We start from the raw sequence: 21392 nt of genomic DNA on the forward strand, positions 1-21392 counted from the left end.
TCTATTATATCAGTTGTTTGGCGCGTTCAAGAGCCAGATTGATATGCGAACAGATATTCTCTTCACCAAGCATTGCATCGAAGCCTGCCTTGTGAAGCACCGTCTGCACCGATGGGCTCACACCTGAGAGTACCACTTGTATTCCCTCCTGCTGAGACATCAGACAGAGGTTCGTCAGGTTATGGATACCTGTAGAATCGACAAAGGGCACCTTACGCATACGGATGATACGCACCTTCGGGCGCTGACGTCCCAATGCTCCCATAATCTCTTCAAACTTATTTCCTGCCCCAAAGAAATAGGGACCATTGATCTCATAGACCTCCACACCCTCAGGTATGGTCAGATGCTCAAGATTTCCAAGCTGGAAGTCACTGTCTTCCTCCTCGGGATTGATCTCGTCACTGATGACCTTGACGTCTGTCGTCTCTGCCATACGTCTCATGAACAGCAGACATGCACAGATAAGGCCCACTTCGATAGCAATTGTCAGGTCGAAGACAACGGTGAGCAGGAAAGTAACCCAAAGCACGATGACATCACTCTTAGGATTCTTCATGATGGAAAGGAATGAGCGCCAACCACTCATGTTATAGCTCACGATGACAAGTACACCAGCCAGACAGGCCATGGGGATATATTGTGCCAGCGGCATGAGGAAAAGGAAAATCAGTAACAGAACGGCAGCATGAACAATGCCTGCCACAGGGGTACGACCACCGTTATTGATGTTGGTCATCGTACGGGCGATAGCACCAGTAGCAGGGATACCGCCAAAGATTGGAGAGGCAAGATTTGCCAGTCCCTGGGCAATCAGCTCTGTATTAGAGTTATGACGGTCGCCAATGACACCATCAGCCACGGTAGCCGAGAGCAGTGACTCGATGGCACCAAGGATGGCAATGGTAATGGCAGGAGAAACGAGTCCCTTGATGACATCCCACGTGAGGGAAGGTACTTGTGCACCAGGCAACTGACTGGATATTGAGAAGCGATCGCCGATAGTCTCGACGGTCGACACCCCTGCATATTGTTTGAGTAAGACAACAGCCAAAGTCATCACGATGATGGCAATCAGCGAGCCTGGAAGCTTAGCTACGATACCACGCTTAGCAATCTTCGGCCAGATAGCGATGATAACGACAGAGCCGATACCAACGGCAGCACTCCATATGTCGACAGAAGGGAAGGCACCGATATATGCCCACCACTTCTCAATGAAGTCGGAAGGAACAGTAGCCATTGTCAGGCCGAAGAGATCCTTAATCTGCGTCGTAAAGATTGTCAGGGCTATACCAGAGGTAAAACCAACGACAATAGGGTACGGGATATATTTGATAATCGTACCAAGATGAAGCACGCCAAAAAGAATAAGGAACACACCTGCCAACAAAGTGGCAATAGTCAGTCCCTCGAACCCATATTGCTGGATGATACCATATATAATAATAATGAACGCGCCCGTAGGACCGCCAATCTGTACCTTCGAGCCCCCGAAGAATGATATAATCAGTCCGGCAACAATAGCGGTGATAATACCTTTCTCAGGCGTCACACCTGATGCGATACCAAAAGCGATGGCCAATGGTAGCGCAACGATACCAACGATAATACCTGCCAACAGGTCGGTAGTGAACTGTCGACGGTCATAATGTCGTAATGTCGAAAAAAGCTTCGGCTTAAATTCCAAAGTTGTCATGTCTATAAAACCTTATGTTATCAGGAAAACTGATGCAAAAGTATGAAAAAAGTTAAAAAGCACAAAAGAAAGTGATATGTTATTGAAAAAAAAACTACTTTTGTTGCCAAATATCAATTCACTTTTTTATTAATCTATTAAAAAGAAGCATTATGAAGAAAGTATTGTTCGCTGTGATCGCTATGATCGCCATCGGTTTCGCATCGTGCGGAAACAAGGCTCAGGCTCCTGCCAACGGAGCACAGGACGTAGAGACTGCTGTCAGTGAAATCACCGCTGCCCTTCAGGAGCAAATCAACGCTCAGGATGCAGGAAAGCTGCAGGAGGTACTTGCCACCGTGCAGGAAAAAGTGAAGGAGTTCATCACCACCAATCCTGAGATGGCTAAGGAGTATGTAGCCAAGGTTCAGGATTTCCTGAAGGAGAATGCCGATAAGATCAAGGCTTTCGCTGGTGAGAATGAGGCTGTGAACACTGCCATCAGTGCACTGACCGCTGCTCCTGCAGATGCCATCGTCAGTGGTCTGAGTTCCGCCGTGGAAGGTATCGGTAATGCAGGTGAGGCTGTTAAGGATGCTGCTGCCGACGCTGCCGCCGACGCTGTTGACGCTGCTGCCGACAAGGCCGAAGAGGTGAAGGATGCTGCCAAGGAAAAGGCCGGTAAGGCTGTTGACGCTGCTGCCGACAAAACCAAGAAGGCACTGGGCCTCTAAACAGGAATAATGCTATATAGTGCTGATGAAGAGACGTCAGACTCTGAAAGCACTGATTCGTTAAACAAACGGGGCATTCGTAGAACGGATCTGCCCCGTTTATAATAAATATCTATCTTTGCAGCACTACTGACAAAGAACTGATTTAAACAAACATAAAACATGAAAAGACTCTTTGTGGCCATCACGGCCATCATGACCTCCATCTCGCTCTGGGCGGATAACTATACAGTAACTGTTGTCTACAAGGACAACAAGGCCACTATCACCATACCAGAAGAGGTGGCTGGTTACGTATCAGTTACCAGTGGCAGTTCTTCACACGTCAAACTGGTACAGACATCCACCAATGACGATAACCCTGGTGAGATTATCTACCAACTCAGTGGCTCCAGTGCCGACGGTGAGTTTTATATGACAGGTGAGTACAAGGCCACCCTTCAACTCAACGGTCTGACGTTGACCAATCCCGACAGTACGGCCATCCACATCAAGGACGGTAAACGTATCAAAGTCAGTATGATGAGTGGTACGACTAGTACGCTCGCCGATGGAGTTACCGATACAGAATCGAAAGGGTGTTTTCATAGCAAGGGACATACAGAGTTTGTTGGAAGAGGCACACTGAATATTGTGAGTAACATTCGTCACGCAATCTTCAGCAAGGAGTACGTGGAGATAAAGAACTGTACCATCAACATCACTGGTGCCAAAAAAGACGGCATACACTGTCAGCAATACTTCAAGATGACTAGTGGCACAGTGAACATCAGTGGTGTAGAGGATGACGGTATACAGGTAGAGCTCAAAGGAGAGGAACCTTTTGCAGGATCAGAAACCGAAGATGAGGATACAGGCAACTTCTACATGACAGAAGGGACGCTGGCCATCAGCGATTATGGTGCATCTGCCATCAAAGCCGCAGGAAGTGTTACCTTTACAGGTGGCATACAGAATTTCCCACTCATCGATGTGATGGAGAATGCCACAGGCATCAGAGTTGTCGGCACGGACAGAGAGGAACCTGACTTCGATCATGCTGACAGCATATATGATCTCAACGGCCGTCAGCTCCCCGCTGGCAGTCAGCCCCAGAAAGGAGTCTATATTCTCAGGAAAGGAAAGCAAGCAAAAAAAATCCAATTTCTTGGGAAATAACACATGAGGAAACTACTATCTATCCTATTCATGATGCTCATGGTGCTTGCGATGCAAGCACAGATGCTCACCCCCATACACTTCACTACACAGCTAAAGGAATTAAAAGGTGGTGAAGCAGAACTGATTTTTTCTGCCACCATCGACCAGGGATGGCATGTGTATTCCACCGATCTCGGTGACGGAGGTCCTGTCTCTGCAGCCTTCCATATCGTAAAGATGGATGGAGCTCAGACTGTTGGAAAACTCCAGGCACGTGGTCACGAGATTAAGCAGTACGACAAACTTTTTGATATGGATCTCCGTTATTTTGAGAAGGCGGTCACCTTCGTTCAACGGATCCGTTTCACGAAGTCCGAATATGATATTAACTGTTATGTAGAATATGGCGCCTGTAATGATGAAGTCTGTCTACCTCCGTCAGAGATAGCCCTGAAACAAAAGGGAAAGACTACAGAGCCAATTGGTCAGCCCTCATCTTCCGACAAAGAGCAACAGGAAAGTCTCCTTCCGCAGAAAGACGAAAGTCAGCCAACTCAGATTGCCACAACAGACACCCTAGTCATTGACCAGTCATTATCGGCCAACGGCCAGAGTCTTCTTTGGGAACCCGTCATCAAGGAGTTACAGGCGTATAATGGTGAGACCGATTCTGACAAGGCTCTCTCTTGGTGGATGATTTTCCTAGAAGGACTACTAGGCGGTTTTATAGCCCTGTTCACTCCCTGTGTATGGCCGATCATACCAATGACTGTCTCATTTTTCCTCAAGCGAAACAAGGATCAGGCAAAAGCCATTCGTGAGGCTGCCAGCTATGGTCTTTCGATTGTCGTCATCTATGTATTACTGGGCTTGGCCGTGACTTTATTATTCGGTGCCAGCGCTTTGAACGCACTGGCCACCAACGCCATCGTCAACATTTTCTTTTGTCTGCTATTGGTACTCTTTGCGGCATCTTTCTTTGGTGCGTTTGAGTTAACCCTTCCCTCTTCATGGTCAAATAAGATTGACGCAAAATCGGAGAAAACCACAGGCATGCTTTCCATCTTCCTGATGGCATTCACACTAGCCTTGGTGTCATTCTCCTGCACAGGTCCGATTATCGGATTTCTCCTTGTGGCCGTATCCACACAGGGTAGCATCGTGGCACCAACCATCGGTATGCTGGGCTTCGCCATTGCCTTGGCCATACCTTTCACACTCTTTGCGATGTTCCCATCACTGCTGAAAGCGGCTCCGAAATCTGGCGATTGGATGAATGTCATCAAAGTGACTCTTGGCTTCATAGAACTGGCCTTCGCTTTGAAGTTCCTGTCCGTAGCCGATCTCGCCTATGGCTGGCACATCCTCGATCGAGAGGCTTTCCTCTCTATCTGGATTGTCATCTTCGGATTGCTAGGCGCCTATCTGCTTGGATGGTTGAAATTCTCACACGACAACGAAAGCCACCGCACGAACGTCCCGCGTTTCTTCCTTGCGATGGCATCACTAGCTTTCACCGTCTACATGATACCAGGGCTCTGGGGAGCCCCCCTAAAAGGCATCAGTGCCTTCACACCGCCGATGAATACGCAGGACTTTAATCTGCAGAAATCCGTCACCGAGGCACGTTTCACTGATTACGAGTCAGGTATGGCTGCTGCTAAGGCCGAACATAAGCCTGTCATCATCGACTTTACCGGCTTCGGATGCGTGAATTGTCGTAAGATGGAGGCTGCCGTATGGACAGACACACAGGTTGCCGACATTCTGAACAAGGATTATGTGCTGATATCTCTCTATGTTGATGACAAGACTACGCTTTCTGAGCCAATCAAGGTAACGGAAAACGGGCAGGATCGCACTCTACGAACTGTCGGCGAAAAATGGTCATATCTCCAACGAGTGAAGTTCGGTGCTAACGCCCAACCATTCTATGTGCTGCTTGATAACGAGGGGCGTCCCCTCAATGGCAGTCGCTCTTATGACGAAGATATTCAAGCCTATATCACTTTTCTTAACCAAGGACTGACGAATTATCGGAAATAAGAAGAATGGGCTGCTAACCGCAGCCCATTCTATCTTTTACCTCATATTACGTTTTTACCAAATCTGTGCTCGTTGCTTCTTCGGGATGAAGAGCTTGTCTCCCTTCTTTACTCCGAATGCATCATACCAGGCATTGATATGCGGTAGAGCACCATTTACACGTGCCATATTGGGTGAGTGTACGTCGACCTTCAGCAGAAGTTCCACATATTCCGGACGCATGTTACTTGCCCACACACGGCCCCACGCAAGGAAGAAGCGCTGTTCAGGGGTAAAGCCGTCGATAGTACCCAAGGATTTCTCTTTCATTACGTTCTGAAGTGCGCGATATGCGATGTTCAGACCTCCGTTATCACCAATGTTCTCGCCCAGTGTCTGCTGACCATTGACAAACTGGCCAGGCGCAGTCTCATACTTGTCAAAAGCATCGACCAGCACCTTTGTACGAGCCTCATAGTTAGTCTTATCGGCATCTGTCCACCAGTTACGTTGGTTGCCCGTCTTATCAAACTGAGAACCCTGATCGTCGAAGCCATGACTCATCTCATGACCAATCACACCACCAATGGCACCATAGTTTACTGCATCATCAGCCTGCGGATCAAAGAACGGCGGCTGCAAGATGGCGGCTGGGAAGCATATCTCATTAGTTGTCGGGTTATAATATGCATTGACGGTCTGCGGTGTCATTCCCCACTCTGTCTTATCAACAGGTTTGTTCACCTTTCGATTCACAGCATCGTTATGGAAGAATTCGGCGATGTTACCCATATTCTCATAGAGCGAAAGACTGTCATTCACCTGCAAGCCACTATAGTCTCTCCATTTGTCGGGATAACCAATCTTGATGATGAAATTTTCAAGCTTATCCTTCGCCAGCGCCTTCGTCTCATTACTCATCCATGTGGCCTCATCAATACGCTGCGCCAAAGCCTTCTGGAGGTTATGAACCAAATCGAGCATACGCAGCTTACTCGACTCTGGGAAATACTTCTCCACATACAGTCGACCGATGGCCTCACCCAAGACACTGCTGACGGTAGATACGGCACGCTTCCAACGAGGACGATCCTGCTGAACACCACTCATCACACTGCTCATTTTGAAAGCCACGGCACGGAAATCATCGCTCAACTGACTAGCAGCTCCAGAGATGATCTTAATCTCAGCATATGCCTTCAGGTCATCGAGCGAAGCCTCAGCCAAGATTTTCTCCACCTCATGGATAGGCTCTGGCTGCGACACATCAATCCATTCGAAAGTAGGGAAGCCAGAAGCGAAAAACACATTCCCCCAGTCAATGCCAGGGAAGTCAACAACCAACTGGTTGTAGGACATCTTATGATAGTTCTTGTCGATATCACGGAGTTCCACCCTACTATAGCTGGCCTTGGCAATACGCGTCTCGATTTCGAGCACAGCCTGCATCTTCTGCTGAGCAGTCACGGAGTCGTTGCCAACCATCATAAACAGAGTCTTCATACATTCCTTATATGCCTCAAGAATCTGGGTGCTCTGCGGATCATCGTTCAGATAATAGTCACGAGTTGGCAGTCCCAGACCGCCCTGTCCAACAGACACGAGGTTCATGCCGGCATTACGAATATCAGCATCTATTCCAATGCCATACATCATCGTCGCCTCACCACGACGGTCAATCTGGGCTGTGACGAGCTGATATTCACGACGGTCTTTGATGGCGGCAATACGATCAAGCACAGGCTTCAACGGAGCCCAGCCCTCACGGTTCAGACGCACGCTATCCATTCTGAGCTTGTAGAGCGACCCTATCTTCTGTCCTAACGATCCTTTCTCCTGTGGACTATCCGCATACTGCAGGATCAACTCCTGAATACGTATCTGATTCTCCTCATATAGATCGGTAAATGCACCATTGTCCGTATGCTCACCATCGAGAGGGTGAGCCTTCAGCCACCCGCCAGCAGCATATTGGTAGAAATCATCACCTGGTTTGACCGAGGTATCAAGATTCGCGGGGTCGATACCCGACGATACTGTCTGAGCCGTTGCTGATGTTGCCAACAACAGACAAGCTGCAAAAAACAAATTCTGTTTCATACGTTATCTTTTCGTTTATATATTGATTATATTTTGATTATCTATTAGACGACCATAGAGCACATAAAAACTACAGAGATTTACGCTTTTAACTTTTTTTTGCAATCAAAAAAAAGAAAAACACTCATAAAGAATAGGTGTGTTCTATTAGAACTTAACTTGATATCCTACTCCTATTATATGACGGTTAGGTTCGTTGTCGTCATCATCACTCCGTACAGTCTGATAACGGTAGAAAGCACTAAGCGTATGCTGTTTCGACAGTTTCCAGTCAACTCCCACATGATAACGCACTTTCTGCAGACTCCACGCGTTAAAAAATTCTATGTTGGCAAAAGGCGTGAGTACCAGTCCTTTCCTATCATATTCCACCTGTAGTCGACTGCGAAGCACGTTCTTCCCCTTTTCGTGATAGGTCTTCGGTTTCCCGTCATATGCGTTGGTGAAATAACTCCAGCGCTCACTAACACGGTATTCCGGACGCCAAGTGTACTGCCATCGTTCTCGTAAAGAGAACTTGAAATCACCAATGAGCTTCTTTGCGACAATCAGTGAGAAATCAAAACGATGACGCGGAGCCCAATAACGGGCGCATTTCTTTGGATCACCAATCTCTACATCACCGTCGATTACCTCATCATCGTTTGCTTGGAAATAGGAGATACGTTCATTGTTATCGTAGAGAAAAGTATAGCCAGCGGAAGCTTTCAGCCATTTCGATATCTTATAATCGAGGCCAACACCAGCACTCCATCGATCATTCGTCTTTGCATCGTTTCGTGTCCGTAATTCTCCCTCGAGTTCCAAAGACCACTGTTTGTTAATCTTCTTTTCTACCTCCACAGAGAAGTCAAGACCAAAATCATCTCTCTGAGCTGCTGCCATCATCGGCAACAAAATCATCAGGAATAAGACACATCGTTTCATTTCTTCAATCCTTCTATTCCTCTAAAACTCTTTGAGTTGATCCTTCGACAGTTTCAGCTCCTGACTCACTGCCGAAGCTTCTCCTTCATAACTGATACGGAGCATGGCCATATCACGAAGGAAATCTACAGATCCAACATCTACTTTCACTATCTTCAGTCCCAGACGTTTCTCCAAGTCGGCCTTCAGTTCTTCACGGCGGTCTGGCGTAATCAACTCAATACGGTCATACTGTACAAGTTTCGTTGGACAGGTCTTCAGGTGGAACTCACAAAGCCATACGGCAAGTACGATGACAAGATTGGTAAGAATTACCTCGAAGAGCGGAACTGCCACAGAAACGGCATTGACTAAAGCAAGGGCGATTGTAACGAAGAGATAGGTCATCTCGCGTACAGGCATGGCATCCGTACGATAGCGCATAATCGAGAAGATACCAAAGAGTCCAATACCCACACCCATGGAGGTCTTACCCTTCATATCCTCCAACACGAAAATCATGAAAAAGACGATAAAGAAAATCGCGACAGAAATCAGCATGAATGTGAAGTAAAAATCACGACGGCGACTCTTCTTATAGTACAAGCGGTCAATGAGAAGCCATGTAACGACCACATTGATCAGCAGACGTACAAACATCATCATGAAGTCATGAGATAACATAAAATGTTCCATTGTTATTGAGTTTATTGATTATTCTTTATATTTTTACCACGTACGTTCTATTCCCAAAATCTTCTCGACACTCCTCAAACGGGGTTTGATCCGATTACGACGTAAATTATCATTAGTGAAGGCCGAGCCAATACAGTATTTCGAGAACCCATGCGGATGGATACGGAGCTGACAGAGCATACCGAGGATTGGTGACGGCTGCAGCCCGTCACGTTTCAACTCGATGACAACGATGTCATCCATATAGCGATATTTATCAGTTATGATATGATGGAAGCGCAGATTGGTGTCGATCGTGAGACGTTCCGTCTTCGCCTTATTCACCAGCGTGATACGGTCAAAACGATTCTCCATCTTCCCACTGAGCGTCGTTGGATCATATCTGAGATAAGAGCGGATGAAATCATCATAGGCCTCAAACTTTTTATCTTGCCGCTCAAAACGAAGATTATGATCCGGATGCAAGGCATCGAAACCATCTATCGCCATGCGTTTCTTCTTTGTCCGCCTATGATTGTTCTTTGTCTTTACCTCCAGAAAACTCAGACCTGCATCGACATACGATCTGATACGGATCTTCTGTCGTTCTAAATGACCAGCCTCATGACGGTTATACATCACATAGTCGTCTGTATCAAAATAGAGTGTATAATATGGAGAGATACGTAGTCCACCAGTCTCTTGCACAAAATAGTCATCACGCGCAATCTCCAGCAACCGACAGAGTGTCGGCACCGTCGTTACGAACTTGGTGTCGATGCGGTTCATCAGACGGATGCTTTTCATCTCATCCAGAGTGATGCTCTCATATCGGCTCAGTATGTCTGTCATATCATTGAAGAACCAATTCCACAGGACAGTGGTCACTACCATAGATCTCTGTATGTATAGCGGCATCCGCTAAACAATCGCGCAGACGATCAGAGATTACAAAATAGTCGATACGCCATCCTGCATTCTTCTGACGTGCTTGGAAACGGTACGACCACCAGGAGTATTTCACCTCATCAGGATACTTAAAACGAAACGAGTCAGTAAACCCATTATCCAACAAGATTGAAAACTGTTCACGTTCTTCGTCGGTAAAGCCGGCATTATGTCGGTTAGTCTTGGGGTTTTTGATATCTATCTCCTCATGCGCCACATTTAGATCACCGCAGAGGATTACAGGTTTCTTTGCATCAAGTCCTTTCAGGTATTCGCGGAAATCATGCTCCCACACCATACGATAATCCAATCGTTTCAAACCGTCCTGCGAATTCGGCGTATAACAAGTGACGAGGAAGAAATCTTCCATCTCCAGAGTGATGACACGTCCTTCGTGATCATGCTCGTCAATACCAATACCATAAGACACATTCAGTGGCTGATGACGTGTGAAGACAGCTGTACCCGAATAACCTTTCTTGTCGGCATAGTTCCAGAACGACCGATAGCCATCAAACTGCATGTCGAGTTGTCCCGCTTGCATTTTCGTCTCCTGTAGACAGAAGAAATCGGCATCAAGAGTCTTAAACACATCACGAAAGCCCTTACCCTCACAGGCACGGAGACCGTTCACATTCCAAGAGATCAGTTTCATATAACGGATTGTTTTATTTATTTTGCAAAGTTACGAAAAGTCGAGCGCAAAACAAAGAAACTTGTTTCTTTTTTTGCCGAGACGTAGTAACTTCGCGGTCGAAGGACGCAGAGTTACGAAAAGTCGAGCGCAGAACAAAGGAATTCTTTCTTTTTTATGTCATGATATCGCAACTTCACTATCGTTAGACTATAAAGATACGAATAAATGAGAGAAATGCTAAACTTTTCGCTTTTATTTCGTACCTTTGCAAACATCGGAACATAAAACTATAACAACATGCTTAAGAGACATCTATTATTAATCATCATGCTAGGCTGCACGACAATAGGTTTGGCGCAGTTGGTCACACCACAGATTGATTTGCCCGATCCTCTGCTGATGAACGACGGTAAAACACGCGTAACAGAAATAAAAGACTGGGGCGTAAGACGACAACAAATTGCTGAGATGATACAACACTACGGTATCGGTCAGAAACCAGAAGTGGAATCAGAAGCAGTGAAAGCTCGTATGGCGGGCGACACGCTTATCGTCGACGTTACAGTCAACGGTGAGACTCTCACCCTCAGTTCCGTCATCCAGTATCCCACGGTCGGTCAGCCTCCCTATGCTCTGATGGTCGGTACCAGTATGCTGGCTCTGCCCAAGCCACTATTCGAGAACCGTCCCATCGCTGTGATGAACTTCCACGAAAAACAAGTTAATGATTACGGTCAATGGGGAAAACATCATGAGCGCGGTGAGCATAATTTCGACCGTCTTTACCCTGAGTTGAAGGATAACGGAGCCTATAGTGAATGGGCATGGGGCTTCAGTCGTCTTATCGATGGACTGGAACAACTTGGTCCAGAACAGACGAAGATCGACACAAAGCACATCGGTGTTTCCGGCTGTTCCTATGCAGGAAAGATGGCTCTGTTCTGCGGTGCTTTCGATGAACGCGTTGCCTTAACCATTGCTCAGGAACCCGGAGGAGGAGGAGCTGCCTCTTGGCGCTATAGCCATCGTCTTGACAGTGTGGAGAATCTCGACCGTACCGACTACCATTGGTTCCTCGAGTCCATGCTTGAGCGATTCCATGGCGACAGCGTTTATCTAATGCCATACGATCATCATGAACTTGTCGCGATGGTATGTCCCCGTGCGTTACTCATGTTAGGTAATACCGACTATCGCTGGCTTGCCGACGAAAGTGCCTATGTTTCAATGAACGCTGCACGTAAGGTGTGGAGTCAGTTCGGCATCGACGACCGTATAGGCTACTCCATCAACGGTGGTCACCCCCACTGCCAACTACCAGAAAGTCAATTTCCTGAGGTAGAGGCGTTTATCGACCGCTTTCTTCTTGGCAAGAACGATGTTAAGACAGCTGGCGTCCTCAAATCCCCATTTGAAGGAAAAATTGACCTCACCCCTTGGATTAAGTATTGATGTTTAGAACACTCGGACGACAAATCGGTAAATACCGTACGGCCTCCATTCTCACCCCTATATGGACGGCCCTCGAGGTTGTGATGGACGTGCTCATTCCCTATGTCACGGCGTCACTCATCGACAAGGGTATCAATGCAGGTAACATGGAGAACGTTTATCTCTATGGCGCCATCATGCTCGGCATGGCATTCCTTTCGTTAGCCTTTGGTATCCAAGCCGGACGGAGTGTCGCTTATGCTGCCTCAGGATTTGCTGCAAACCTCCGTAGTGCAATGTATCGCAATATCCAGCGTTTCGCTTTCTCAAATATCGACAGGTATGCCACATCGGGGCTTATCACCCGCATGACCACCGATGTAAACAATCTGCAGAATGCCTATCAGCAAATCCTACGCATCACAGTACGTGCCCCTTTCCGTCTGCTGCTCAGCATTGTCATGTGTCTGGTCATCGATGCACGTCTGAGTATGGTCTTCATCATCGCAATGCTGATACTCAGCACCTCGCTCTATCAGATTATCTCCAGAGTAAGCCGACTCTTCTCACAAGTCTTCGTCAAGTACGATGAATTGAATCTGGAGGTGCAGGAGAATATCCGTGCCATTCGTCTGGTGAAAGCTTTCGTACGCGAAACACATGAGAACCAAAAGTTCTCCAAGGCAGCCGAGGCATTATATCGTCTATATGTTCGTGCAGAGAGTCTGATGGCGCTCAACCACCCCGTGATGAACCTAGTGGTCTACGGCTGTATCATAGCGCTCTCATGGTGGGGTGCCCATTACATCGTAGGTGGTACACTGACCACCGGTGAACTGACATCGCTGTTCACCTATGTGATGTCAATCTTGCAATCACTGATGATGCTCTCCATGATCTTCATCATGCTCACCCAAAGTGCTGCCAGTGGTCGACGGGTGGCAGAGATCATCGACGAACAGCCAGATATTGTGAACCCCAGTGAGCCTGTCACTGAGATTGCCGACGGTAGTGTGGAATTCAGAGAAGTACGTTTTGATTATCAATCAAAAAAAACTGAAGAATCCGAGTTGTCCGAAACCACACATATTCCCAAACGGTCTGCACTCTATAACGTCTGTTTCACCGTCAGGAGCGGTGAGACTATCGGTGTCATCGGTGGCACAGGCTCCGGAAAATCAACACTCGTCAACCTCATTTCCCGTCTCTATGATGTACAGCAGGGTGAAGTTTTGGTAGGCGGACGGAATGTGAAAGACTATGACCTCACCTCGCTCCGTAATGCCGTGAGTGTGGTGCTGCAGAACAATATCCTTTTCTCCGGTACGATCCTCGACAACCTCCGCTGGGGGAACCCACAAGCCACCGAGGAAGCATGCCACCATGCCTGTCGACTAGCTCAGGCCGATGAATTCATCAGTCAGATGCCAGATGGCTACAACACACGTATCGAGCAAGGAGGCATCAATGTCAGCGGCGGTCAGCGACAACGTCTCTGCATTGCCAGAGTCCTCCTGAAACAACCGCGTATCTTAGTGCTTGATGACTCCACCTCAGCTTGTGACACAACGACAGATGCAAAAATCCAACGCGCTCTCCGTGAGGAGCTGTCCAACATGACCAAGTTCATCATTGCCCAACGTATCTCCACCGTAGAACACTGCGACCGCATCCTCGTCATGGATAACGGCCGACTGACCGGTTTGGGTACCCATGAACAACTGTTATGTGACAATGCGCTCTATCAGGAAATCAACGCTATCCAGAAAGCTGACTGTGGCGATTTCGACAAGAAGGAAGGAGGTGATGTATGAGGCAAAACGGTTTCAAAGGTCCCCATGGACCACAGGCACAGAACCATGGCGGCATACAACGAATTGACAGTCGTCAGCGCGCTGTAATTTGGAGACTTACAAAGTATGTGTTCAGCAATTACAAGTATGCCATTGTAACGGTACTCATCTGCATCGCTATCACCTCGGTGACCACACTCGCATCCACCCTCTTCACACGTACCCTCATCGACGACTATATCGCGCCACTGACACAAACTTCCGATCCAGAATATACCTCACTGAGACAGGCTCTTTTCAAGCTCGGTCTTGTACTGTTCATTGGCGTCATTTGTTCCTATCTATATAACCGCCTAATGATCAACGTGTCACAGGGGACAATGCTCCGGCTGCGCCGACTGATCTTCGAACGGATGGAGCAACTGCCCGTCAGCTATTTCGACCAGCACTCACACGGTGATATGATGTCAGTCTATACCAACGATGTAGACTCATTACGACAGATGATATCAACCTCGTTGTCGCAGGTGTTTAACAGCCTCATCACTATCGCTGTCACTTTTGCTTCGATGGTTGCGCTGAGCATCCCCCTTACGATGGTCAGTATGCTGATGGCTGTTGTCATGATGATTGCCACCACCTGGCTCGGTAAACGTAGCCGGTCCTATTTCCGTTCACAACAGCAGAACCTTGCGCGTGTCAATGGTTTTATCGAGGAGATGATGACCGGTCAGAAAGTCGTCAAGGTTTTCTGTCATGAACAACAAGCAATCCAGGAATTCGAGAATATCAACGAACAACTGCGATATAGCACCTATAATGCCAATAAAATTGCAAATATCGTGATGCCGGTCAATGGCAACCTATCAAACCTCGGTTATGTACTCATTGCTGTGGTCGGTGCTACTCTTGCCCTCGGCAACTGGTCTATCAGTCTCGGAACTATCGTAGCTTTCTTGACACTGAATAAGAGTTTTACACAACCAATCACCCATGTCAGTCAGCAGATTAACTCTGTACTCAACGCCACCGTAGGTGCCGAACGGGTGTTCAACCTCATGGACGCAGAACCTGAGACCGATGAGGGCACCATCAGCCTGACGGATCCTAAGGGCGATGTCGACTTCTCCGGTGTCGATTTCGGCTATACACCCGAGAAACAAGTTCTCTTCGATATCAATATCAACACCAGCCCAGGACAGAAAATTGCCTTTGTTGGCGGAACAGGTGCTGGCAAGACCACGATCATTAACCTCATCAACCGTTTCTATGATATCCAGAAAGGAACGATTCTCTACGACGGCATCCCCATTACTCAAATCCGCAAAGAGTCGCTCCGTCAGTCAATGAGTATTGTACTACAAGACACCCAACTCTTTACCGGCACCGTGCTCGATAATATCCGCTATGGAAAACTTGATGCCACCGACGAGGCTTGTATCGCAGCTGCCCGATTAGTAGGAGCCGACGATTTTATACGACGTCTGGCCAATGGTTACCAAACTGTACTCAGTGGTGACGGCGGTAACCTATCACAGGGTGAGCGTCAGCTCATCGCCATCGCCCGTGCAGCCGTCTCCAATCCCCCCGTGCTCATCCTCGATGAGGCAACCTCAAGCATCGATACGCGTACAGAGACTCTTGTGCAACGCGGTATGGACTCACTGATGCAGGGTCGTACGACCTTCGTCATTGCCCACCGTCTCTCTACGGTTCGTAATGCCGACCAGATCATCGTTCTCGACCACGGTCGTATCATCGAGCACGGCACTCATGCCGAACTCCTTGCCCATCAAGGCAAGTATTACCAGCTTTACACAGGTAACGAACTAACCACCTGATAAAAAAGAGAAAAAAATTACCGAGCGATGCGGTCTACCCTCGTCGCCCGGTAATTTTATTAAATCTTTCAAACTTTTTCTCTAGAACTTTGCCATCTTGATAGCCACGACGGCACACTCGTCTCCCTTATTGCCTAATCGACCGCCTGCGCGATCTTGGGCCTGTTGGAGATTGTCGGTCGTCAGTAGTCCAAAGACCACCGGAATATTACTAGTAACGTTCAAACGGGCAATACCCTCTGTGACACCCTGACAGATATAGTCGAAATGAGGAGTCTCACCACGAATCACACTACCGAGGATGATTACAGCGTCATAACCGTCGTTGAGCGTCATCTGACGAGCACCATATATCAACTCGAACGATCCCGGTACTGTCTTCACATGGATATTCTCCGGCAAAGCACCGTGTTTTTCCAACGTTGAGACGCACCCCTGAAGCAGTGCCCCCGTAATCTCCGGGTTCCATTCTGCCACCACGATACCAAAGATCATGTTCGAGGCATCGGGTACTTTTGAGAAATCGTAGTCGCTCAGGTTATGTAAGGCGGTAGCCATATTCCTTAATTATCAATTATTCCTTTACGCGCTCGATATACTCGTCGATGGTCTGATACTGCATAGAGTTAAAGTACTTCTCCTTCACCTCCTGATACAATTTCAAAGCCTCATCTTTCTTTCCCTGACTCTCAAGAATCTCACCAGCCTGAATAAGGAAGGTGGGAGAGAGAGAGTTATTGTCAGCCTTCTCGGCAGCCTTCTTCAGGTGAGACACAGCCTTGTCAAGTTGGTTCAGATGAGCATAGGCATTTCCAAGAGCGCCCTCTGCCGCAGGTGATATCATCTGATCTTTGGCACCATCATACTCCTCAAGGAACTTCACGGCATCCTCCCACTTACCCAACTGGGCATTACAGAGACCAGCATAGAGATTGGCAAGGTTACCAGCCTTGGTGCTACTGTACTCGTTTGCGAGAGCGGCGAAGCCCTTAAAGCCTGTGCTGTCTCCGTTGAGAGCCTCGTTGAAAAGACCCTGCTCGAAATAAGCCTGTCCCTTAGAAATAGCTGTACTAGCCTTCACCTCGTTAGGACCAGAAACATAAGTCTTGTAAAGGATAACACCAGCAATGATAACGATCACTGCTACAACTGCTGCAATAATAGCCTTCTTGTATTTCAGGAAGAAAGCCTCACTCTTGCTCAGGGTCTCCTCTATGGTAGGAGCAGCCTGCTGATTCTTAGTATTTGCCATTATAATCTTTTTTTTATTGTTTTCTTTAAAAATGTGCGTGCAAAGATACTATTTTTAATTAAGAATGAAGAAATAAGAATTAAGAGTTTTTTGTTTTTAACTAATTTTTGTGGCATTCCACCTGATTATGTATCAAAAATTGCCTACCTTTGCATTATGATTCTCGAGAAACTTTCACTCATCAACTACAAGAATATCGCTACGGCCACGCTTGACCTCTCACCGAAGATTAATTGTCTGATTGGCAAGAACGGTGTAGGCAAGACCAACGTGCTCGACGCGATTTACTTTCTGTCGTTCTGCCACTCTGCCAGCAATCCCATTGACTCGCAGGTGATCCGGCATGGACAGGATTTCTTTGTAATTGAAGGAGACTATCTGAGTGACGACTGGCACAAGGAATCTGAGCACTCCCCCACTTTACAGATCTACTGCGGCATGAAGCGTGGAACAAAGAAGCACTTCAAGCGCAACAAAAAAGAGTATAAACGACTATCGGAGCATATCGGACTGATTCCTGCGGTATTCGTATCACCTTCGGACACCCTGCTAATTGAGGGAGGGAGTGAGGAGCGTCGACGACTGATGGATATGGTCATCTCGCAATATGACCATGGCTATATCGAGGCGATGAACCGTTATAACAAGGCACTTCAACAACGCAATGCCATGCTGAAGATGGAGGAAGAGCCAGACCCAGAGATACTCAGTCTATGGGAGGAGCAGATGGCAGTCGAAGGTGAGGCTGTCTTCCAACGTCGTGATGCCTTCGTAAAAGCGTTAACACCTGTGTTTCAGCGTTATTACGAGACCATATCCGGCAACCACGAACAGGTAGGCCTGAACTATATCTCCCATTGTCAGCGCGGTCCACTTCTGGAGGTCATCAGACGAGACCGCTCGAAAGACCGTATCATGGGGTTCTCCCTGCACGGCATTCACCGCGACGACCTGGAATTCACTCTGGGTGGTCACCCGATGAAACGCGAAGGCAGTCAAGGACAGCACAAGACATTCGCCATCTCCCTAAAATTGGCGCAGTTCGATTTTCTCCGTCGAACAAACAGTCATACGACTCCTCTGCTGCTGCTCGATGACATCTTTGACAAACTCGATGCCGAACGTGTAGAACAGATTGTCAAACTGGTGGCTGGTGATGACTTCGGACAGATCTTCATCACAGACACGAACAGGGAACATCTGGATCAAATACTGAGTCGTTCGTCACACGACTACAAGATCTTCCATGTGTCGGATGGAGAGATAGAAATGAAGAACGGCCATGTTTAAGAGAGACGTCAAGAGCATCAAAGATCTGATTCTAAGGAATCTGCGAGTACAGGGATTGGAGACACCTCTGTTACAGAAACGACTGATTGACTCATGGCAAAGCGTCGCAGGAGAGGTTATAGCCACCTACACCAAGGATCTCTATATCCGTAATCAAACGCTATTCGTACACCTGACTAGTCCGGCTCTACGCGCAGACCTGTCCATGCGACGACAAGAACTGGTAAAACGATTGAACGAACAAGTAGGCAGTCAGGTGATTGCCGACATCCGTTTTCACTAGATCACGATATCCACGGAAACGTCATGCCTTTCAATAGGCACATTCTCCACCTTCTGGAATTCAAAACACACCCCGATGGTATGTAGGGGAACGGTTCCCAATGCACGAAGAAAACGATCGTAATAACCTTTACCTCTTCCCAATCGATGCCCTTGGGCATCAAAGGCCACACCTGGTATCAATGCGACATCTATTTGATTATAGTCGGTGAAAGAATCGCCTACGGCTTCCATAATATGGAAAGCTCCCTCCTGCAAGTCGGCAGCCGATGTATAGCGTCGTAGCTCCATTCCTCCATCATCAAGCACCTTTGGCAGAAGCACCGTTTTCCCCATAGCCACAAGATCATCAATCAACTGATGAGTATCCACCTCGTCGGGCAAGGAATAAAAGGCCATGACAACAGAAGCATCACGAAGATGCGGTGCCAGTCGCTTCACGACAGTCTGCGACAGTGTCTCAAGCTGCTGTCGAGAGTACTGTCGTCTACGTTCCTTGACCAGCAGGCGCAACTCATCTTTAAGCATGGGCGATACGTGTTGTACCCGTCATTCGTATACGTCCGTCAAAGAGCATGGCAACCTTCTTGGCAATCTTCGTATCAGAGGCACCTTTCTTAGGGAAGGCAGTTCCACTACGGAACAGTCGGAGGGCCTCCATAACAGCCGGGTCATCTTGATTCAGATACTCTGTCCACGCCTGATCATTGAGGATATTATAGATAATACGACTATAGACAAACCGTTCCAACAACTTACGCGACTTTTGTATCATGAGGTTACGCCGTTTCAGTCCGTTCTTGTCGGCAAATGAAACAAACTCCTCCAATGTATTCTGTTTCTTCAGGTAAGTCTCTAACTCCTTCACTTCATCGAAAGTACTCAGTTTACTACGGTGCTCATCGGTGTAGTTATAGGCAAACTGCAGAATCAGCCCCGACATGGAAGCCTCTTTATAGTACGACGTCATCCCAAGCGTATCCTCAGGCACGAAGATGTCAGGAGTGATGCCACCACCACCGTAGACCACACGACCATTGGCGGTATGATAAGCCGGCCCTGTGTGCTTGATGCTATCCTGCGAGAAGAACTCACCATGCTGGTAACGGTTAATCCAGTCCTCCTCATAACTCTTGCTATCGTCGTAAGGTTTCTGGATGCAACGGCCAGAAGGCGTATAATAGCGGGCAATAGTCAGACGGATCATGGAATGGTCGCTGAACTCCATCGGCTTCTGGACCAGTCCTTTACCAAACGAACGACGACCGACGATTGTTCCTCTGTCATTATCCTGAATGGCACCGGCAAGAATCTCAGAGGCAGATGCAGATATTTCATCGACGAGAATCACCAGTGGTATCTGCTGATAAGAGCCACGACCATCAGCACGATACTCCTGACGCGGATAGCGCCTTCCTTCGGTATAGACAATCAGCTGTCCCTTCGACAAGAACTCATTCGCAATCTGCACAGCCGACTCCAGGTAGCCACCCGTATTACTCCTCAGGTCTATAACCAGGTTACCGAAGCTCTGTTGTGACAACTTAGCCAGTGCGATGAGCAGTTCGGGGTATGTATTTTCACCGAAGTTCTTGATCTTAATGTACCCACTATGCTCGTCGAGCATATAACAAGCGGTAACACTCTTGGTCGGTATCTCTCCTCTAGTGACCGTGATATGACGGATTTTCTTTTCACCGTAGCGCACAATACCGAGTTTCACCTTTGTGTCTTTCGGCCCCTTCAGATGATGCATGGCCTCTTCATTGGTCACTTTCTTACCGACGAACGAGGAATCATCGACCTCAACTATCTTGTCGCCAGCAATCACGCCTGCCCGTTCTGCCGGTCCGTTACCGATGACATTCTGCACCCGGATTGTATCCTGACGGACCACGAACTCTATACCGATGCCAGAGAATGAGCCGCGCAGGTCATCGTTAGCTATCTGTCCGTCACGCGCAGTGATATAGACCGAGTGAGGGTCCAGCTCACCGAGAATCTGCGGCATGGCCTTCTCAACCAGATCATTGATATTGACAGTATCCACATATTGGTCATCAATAATATGCAGCAAGTTGTTGAGCTTATTTCCACTCGTATTGATAATATTCAGCCGGTTGCCAGAAAAATGGTTGGCATAGAAGGAGCCCACCATGATACCGAGGACGACACATAAGGCCATCCACAATGGTGTATACCGGTTTGTCCTATTCTTACTCATATTCTTTTGTCGAATTAATATCCATGAATATCACCTCAATACCCGCACGCTTCAGCAGGTCAATGCCATCGGTAAGACGATACTGTTCACCATAGACCACACGTTTGATGCCGGCCTGAATAATCAGTTTGGCACACTCGATACACGGTGAGGCCGTGATATAGATGGTTGCCCCGTCGCTGTTGTTATTGCTCCGTGCCAACTTGGTTATGGCATTCGCCTCAGCATGGAGCACATAAGGCTTTGTCACGTTATTATCGTCCTCACACACATTCTCGAAACCGCTGGGCGTACCATTATAACCATCACTGATGATCATTTTGTTCTTGACCACCAGAGCACCCACCTGTCGACGCTGGCAGTAGGAATTCTCCGCCCAAATACGTGCCATCCTTAGATAGCGCATGTCCAGCTTCTGTTGTTTCTCGTCCATCGT

General features: G+C 47.7%; 19 protein-coding genes. 8 read left to right on the forward strand and 11 right to left on the reverse strand.

The window, feature by feature from the left end:
* Nucleotides 1-4: 4 nt before the first annotated feature.
* Nucleotides 5-1699, reverse strand: coding sequence for a SulP family inorganic anion transporter (locus BMY63_RS04130; RefSeq protein WP_091914871.1), 1695 nt, complete (start codon nt 1697-1699; stop codon nt 5-7).
* Nucleotides 1700-1851: 152 nt separating this feature from the next.
* Here BMY63_RS04130 and BMY63_RS04135 point away from each other — a divergent pair, with 152 nt between their 5' ends.
* The 3 genes from BMY63_RS04135 to BMY63_RS04145 all read left to right on the forward strand — a co-directional run bounded on the left by BMY63_RS04135 (nt 1852) and on the right by BMY63_RS04145 (nt 5598).
* Nucleotides 1852-2412, forward strand: coding sequence for a hypothetical protein (locus BMY63_RS04135; protein ID WP_091914873.1), 561 nt, complete (start codon nt 1852-1854; stop codon nt 2410-2412).
* A 162-nt stretch (nt 2413-2574) separates the two neighbouring features.
* Nucleotides 2575-3570 (forward strand): carbohydrate-binding domain-containing protein, encoded by a 996-nt coding sequence (locus BMY63_RS04140; protein ID WP_091899863.1) that lies wholly within the window; start codon nt 2575-2577, stop codon nt 3568-3570.
* Between the two features lie 3 nt (nt 3571-3573).
* Complete coding sequence (locus tag BMY63_RS04145) at nt 3574-5598, forward strand: protein-disulfide reductase DsbD family protein (RefSeq protein WP_091914875.1); 2025 nt, start codon at nt 3574-3576, stop codon at nt 5596-5598.
* Between the two features lie 54 nt (nt 5599-5652).
* Here the strand turns inward: BMY63_RS04145 and BMY63_RS04150 are convergent, their stop codons facing one another.
* The 5 genes from BMY63_RS04150 to BMY63_RS04170 all read right to left on the reverse strand — a co-directional run bounded on the left by BMY63_RS04150 (nt 5653) and on the right by BMY63_RS04170 (nt 10861).
* On the reverse strand, nt 5653-7677 hold the full coding sequence (locus BMY63_RS04150; RefSeq protein ID WP_091914877.1) for a M13 family metallopeptidase: 2025 nt from the start codon (nt 7675-7677) through the stop codon (nt 5653-5655).
* A gap of 147 nt (nt 7678-7824) precedes the next feature.
* A complete protein-coding gene (locus BMY63_RS04155; RefSeq protein ID WP_091914879.1) occupies nt 7825-8604 on the reverse strand; it encodes a DUF2490 domain-containing protein in 780 nt (259 codons plus the stop codon).
* A gap of 21 nt (nt 8605-8625) precedes the next feature.
* On the reverse strand, nt 8626-9279 hold the full coding sequence (locus BMY63_RS04160) for a DUF4956 domain-containing protein (protein ID WP_091899867.1): 654 nt from the start codon (nt 9277-9279) through the stop codon (nt 8626-8628).
* A 33-nt stretch (nt 9280-9312) separates the two neighbouring features.
* The gene (locus BMY63_RS04165) at nt 9313-10110 is read right to left on the reverse strand and encodes a polyphosphate polymerase domain-containing protein (protein WP_091914881.1); all 798 of its coding nucleotides are present in this window, start codon (nt 10108-10110) and stop codon (nt 9313-9315) included.
* Between the two features lies 1 nt (nt 10111).
* Nucleotides 10112-10861 (reverse strand): exodeoxyribonuclease III, encoded by a 750-nt coding sequence (locus BMY63_RS04170; RefSeq protein ID WP_091899869.1) that lies wholly within the window; start codon nt 10859-10861, stop codon nt 10112-10114.
* Nucleotides 10862-11140: 279 nt separating this feature from the next.
* Between BMY63_RS04170 and BMY63_RS04175 the strand changes: the two genes are divergently transcribed.
* Genes BMY63_RS04175 through BMY63_RS04185 form a run of 3 tightly spaced genes read left to right on the forward strand, consistent with a single transcriptional unit; the run spans nt 11141 to nt 15908 of the window.
* Nucleotides 11141-12295 (forward strand): glucuronyl esterase domain-containing protein, encoded by a 1155-nt coding sequence (locus tag BMY63_RS04175; protein ID WP_091899870.1) that lies wholly within the window; start codon nt 11141-11143, stop codon nt 12293-12295.
* Nucleotides 12295-14088: an ABC transporter ATP-binding protein gene (locus BMY63_RS04180; protein WP_091914883.1), complete on the forward strand. Its 1794-nt coding sequence runs from the start codon at nt 12295-12297 to the stop codon at nt 14086-14088. Before BMY63_RS04175 ends, BMY63_RS04180 begins: the two co-directional genes overlap by 1 nt.
* Nucleotides 14085-15908: an ABC transporter ATP-binding protein gene (locus BMY63_RS04185; protein WP_091899871.1), complete on the forward strand. Its 1824-nt coding sequence runs from the start codon at nt 14085-14087 to the stop codon at nt 15906-15908. The genes BMY63_RS04180 and BMY63_RS04185 overlap by 4 nt, the downstream gene beginning before the upstream one ends.
* Before the next feature lie 81 nt (nt 15909-15989).
* Here the strand turns inward: BMY63_RS04185 and ribH are convergent, their stop codons facing one another.
* Entirely contained in the window at nt 15990-16466 is a 477-nt protein-coding gene (gene ribH / locus BMY63_RS04190; RefSeq protein ID WP_091899872.1) for a 6,7-dimethyl-8-ribityllumazine synthase, read from the reverse strand.
* Nucleotides 16467-16482: 16 nt separating this feature from the next.
* Entirely contained in the window at nt 16483-17160 is a 678-nt protein-coding gene (locus tag BMY63_RS04195) for a tetratricopeptide repeat protein (protein ID WP_091899873.1), read from the reverse strand.
* 156 nt (nt 17161-17316) lie between these two features.
* On the opposite strand from BMY63_RS04195, the gene recF reads away from it, so the two are divergent.
* Both recF and BMY63_RS04205 read left to right on the forward strand, forming a co-directional pair.
* On the forward strand, nt 17317-18450 hold the full coding sequence (gene recF / locus BMY63_RS04200; protein ID WP_091914885.1) for a DNA replication/repair protein RecF: 1134 nt from the start codon (nt 17317-17319) through the stop codon (nt 18448-18450).
* On the forward strand, nt 18443-18733 hold the full coding sequence (locus BMY63_RS04205; protein WP_091899875.1) for a DciA family protein: 291 nt from the start codon (nt 18443-18445) through the stop codon (nt 18731-18733). The genes recF and BMY63_RS04205 overlap by 8 nt, the downstream gene beginning before the upstream one ends.
* Here BMY63_RS04205 and BMY63_RS04210 read toward each other — a convergent pair.
* The 3 genes from BMY63_RS04210 to BMY63_RS04220 are packed head-to-tail and all read right to left on the reverse strand — an operon-like array spanning nt 18730 to nt 21389.
* On the reverse strand, nt 18730-19260 hold the full coding sequence (locus tag BMY63_RS04210) for a 5-formyltetrahydrofolate cyclo-ligase (RefSeq protein WP_091899876.1): 531 nt from the start codon (nt 19258-19260) through the stop codon (nt 18730-18732). The genes BMY63_RS04205 and BMY63_RS04210 overlap by 4 nt on opposite strands.
* On the reverse strand, nt 19253-20956 hold the full coding sequence (locus BMY63_RS04215; protein ID WP_091914887.1) for a S41 family peptidase: 1704 nt from the start codon (nt 20954-20956) through the stop codon (nt 19253-19255). The genes BMY63_RS04210 and BMY63_RS04215 overlap by 8 nt, the downstream gene beginning before the upstream one ends.
* Nucleotides 20949-21389, reverse strand: coding sequence for a dCMP deaminase family protein (locus BMY63_RS04220; RefSeq protein ID WP_369807693.1), 441 nt, complete (start codon nt 21387-21389; stop codon nt 20949-20951). The genes BMY63_RS04215 and BMY63_RS04220 overlap by 8 nt, the downstream gene beginning before the upstream one ends.
* Between the last annotated feature and the right edge of the window lie 3 nt (nt 21390-21392).

It is taken from the genome of Prevotella aff. ruminicola Tc2-24, from assembly GCF_900110895.1.
Classification (GTDB): domain Bacteria; phylum Bacteroidota; class Bacteroidia; order Bacteroidales; family Bacteroidaceae; genus Prevotella.

What these genes read in the sequence shown, in the direction of transcription:
- BMY63_RS04130 (WP_091914871.1), bottom strand. Translation starts at nt 1,699, where the DNA reads ATGACAACTTTGGAATTTAAGCCGAAGCTTTTTTCGACATTACGACAT.
- BMY63_RS04135 (WP_091914873.1), top strand. Translation starts at nt 1,852, where the DNA reads ATGAAGAAAGTATTGTTCGCTGTGATCGCTATGATCGCCATCGGTTTC.
- BMY63_RS04140 (WP_091899863.1), top strand. Translation starts at nt 2,575, where the DNA reads ATGAAAAGACTCTTTGTGGCCATCACGGCCATCATGACCTCCATCTCG.
- BMY63_RS04145 (WP_091914875.1), top strand. Translation starts at nt 3,574, where the DNA reads ATGAGGAAACTACTATCTATCCTATTCATGATGCTCATGGTGCTTGCG.
- BMY63_RS04150 (WP_091914877.1), bottom strand. Translation starts at nt 7,677, where the DNA reads ATGAAACAGAATTTGTTTTTTGCAGCTTGTCTGTTGTTGGCAACATCA.
- BMY63_RS04155 (WP_091914879.1), bottom strand. Translation starts at nt 8,604, where the DNA reads ATGAAACGATGTGTCTTATTCCTGATGATTTTGTTGCCGATGATGGCA.
- BMY63_RS04160 (WP_091899867.1), bottom strand. Translation starts at nt 9,279, where the DNA reads ATGGAACATTTTATGTTATCTCATGACTTCATGATGATGTTTGTACGT.
- BMY63_RS04165 (WP_091914881.1), bottom strand. Translation starts at nt 10,110, where the DNA reads ATGACAGACATACTGAGCCGATATGAGAGCATCACTCTGGATGAGATG.
- BMY63_RS04170 (WP_091899869.1), bottom strand. Translation starts at nt 10,861, where the DNA reads ATGAAACTGATCTCTTGGAATGTGAACGGTCTCCGTGCCTGTGAGGGT.
- BMY63_RS04175 (WP_091899870.1), top strand. Translation starts at nt 11,141, where the DNA reads ATGCTTAAGAGACATCTATTATTAATCATCATGCTAGGCTGCACGACA.
- BMY63_RS04180 (WP_091914883.1), top strand. Translation starts at nt 12,295, where the DNA reads ATGTTTAGAACACTCGGACGACAAATCGGTAAATACCGTACGGCCTCC.
- BMY63_RS04185 (WP_091899871.1), top strand. Translation starts at nt 14,085, where the DNA reads ATGAGGCAAAACGGTTTCAAAGGTCCCCATGGACCACAGGCACAGAAC.
- ribH (WP_091899872.1), bottom strand. Translation starts at nt 16,466, where the DNA reads ATGGCTACCGCCTTACATAACCTGAGCGACTACGATTTCTCAAAAGTA.
- BMY63_RS04195 (WP_091899873.1), bottom strand. Translation starts at nt 17,160, where the DNA reads ATGGCAAATACTAAGAATCAGCAGGCTGCTCCTACCATAGAGGAGACC.
- recF (WP_091914885.1), top strand. Translation starts at nt 17,317, where the DNA reads ATGATTCTCGAGAAACTTTCACTCATCAACTACAAGAATATCGCTACG.
- BMY63_RS04205 (WP_091899875.1), top strand. Translation starts at nt 18,443, where the DNA reads ATGTTTAAGAGAGACGTCAAGAGCATCAAAGATCTGATTCTAAGGAAT.
- BMY63_RS04210 (WP_091899876.1), bottom strand. Translation starts at nt 19,260, where the DNA reads ATGCTTAAAGATGAGTTGCGCCTGCTGGTCAAGGAACGTAGACGACAG.
- BMY63_RS04215 (WP_091914887.1), bottom strand. Translation starts at nt 20,956, where the DNA reads ATGAGTAAGAATAGGACAAACCGGTATACACCATTGTGGATGGCCTTA.
- BMY63_RS04220 (WP_369807693.1), bottom strand. Translation starts at nt 21,389, where the DNA reads ATGGACGAGAAACAACAGAAGCTGGACATGCGCTATCTAAGGATGGCA.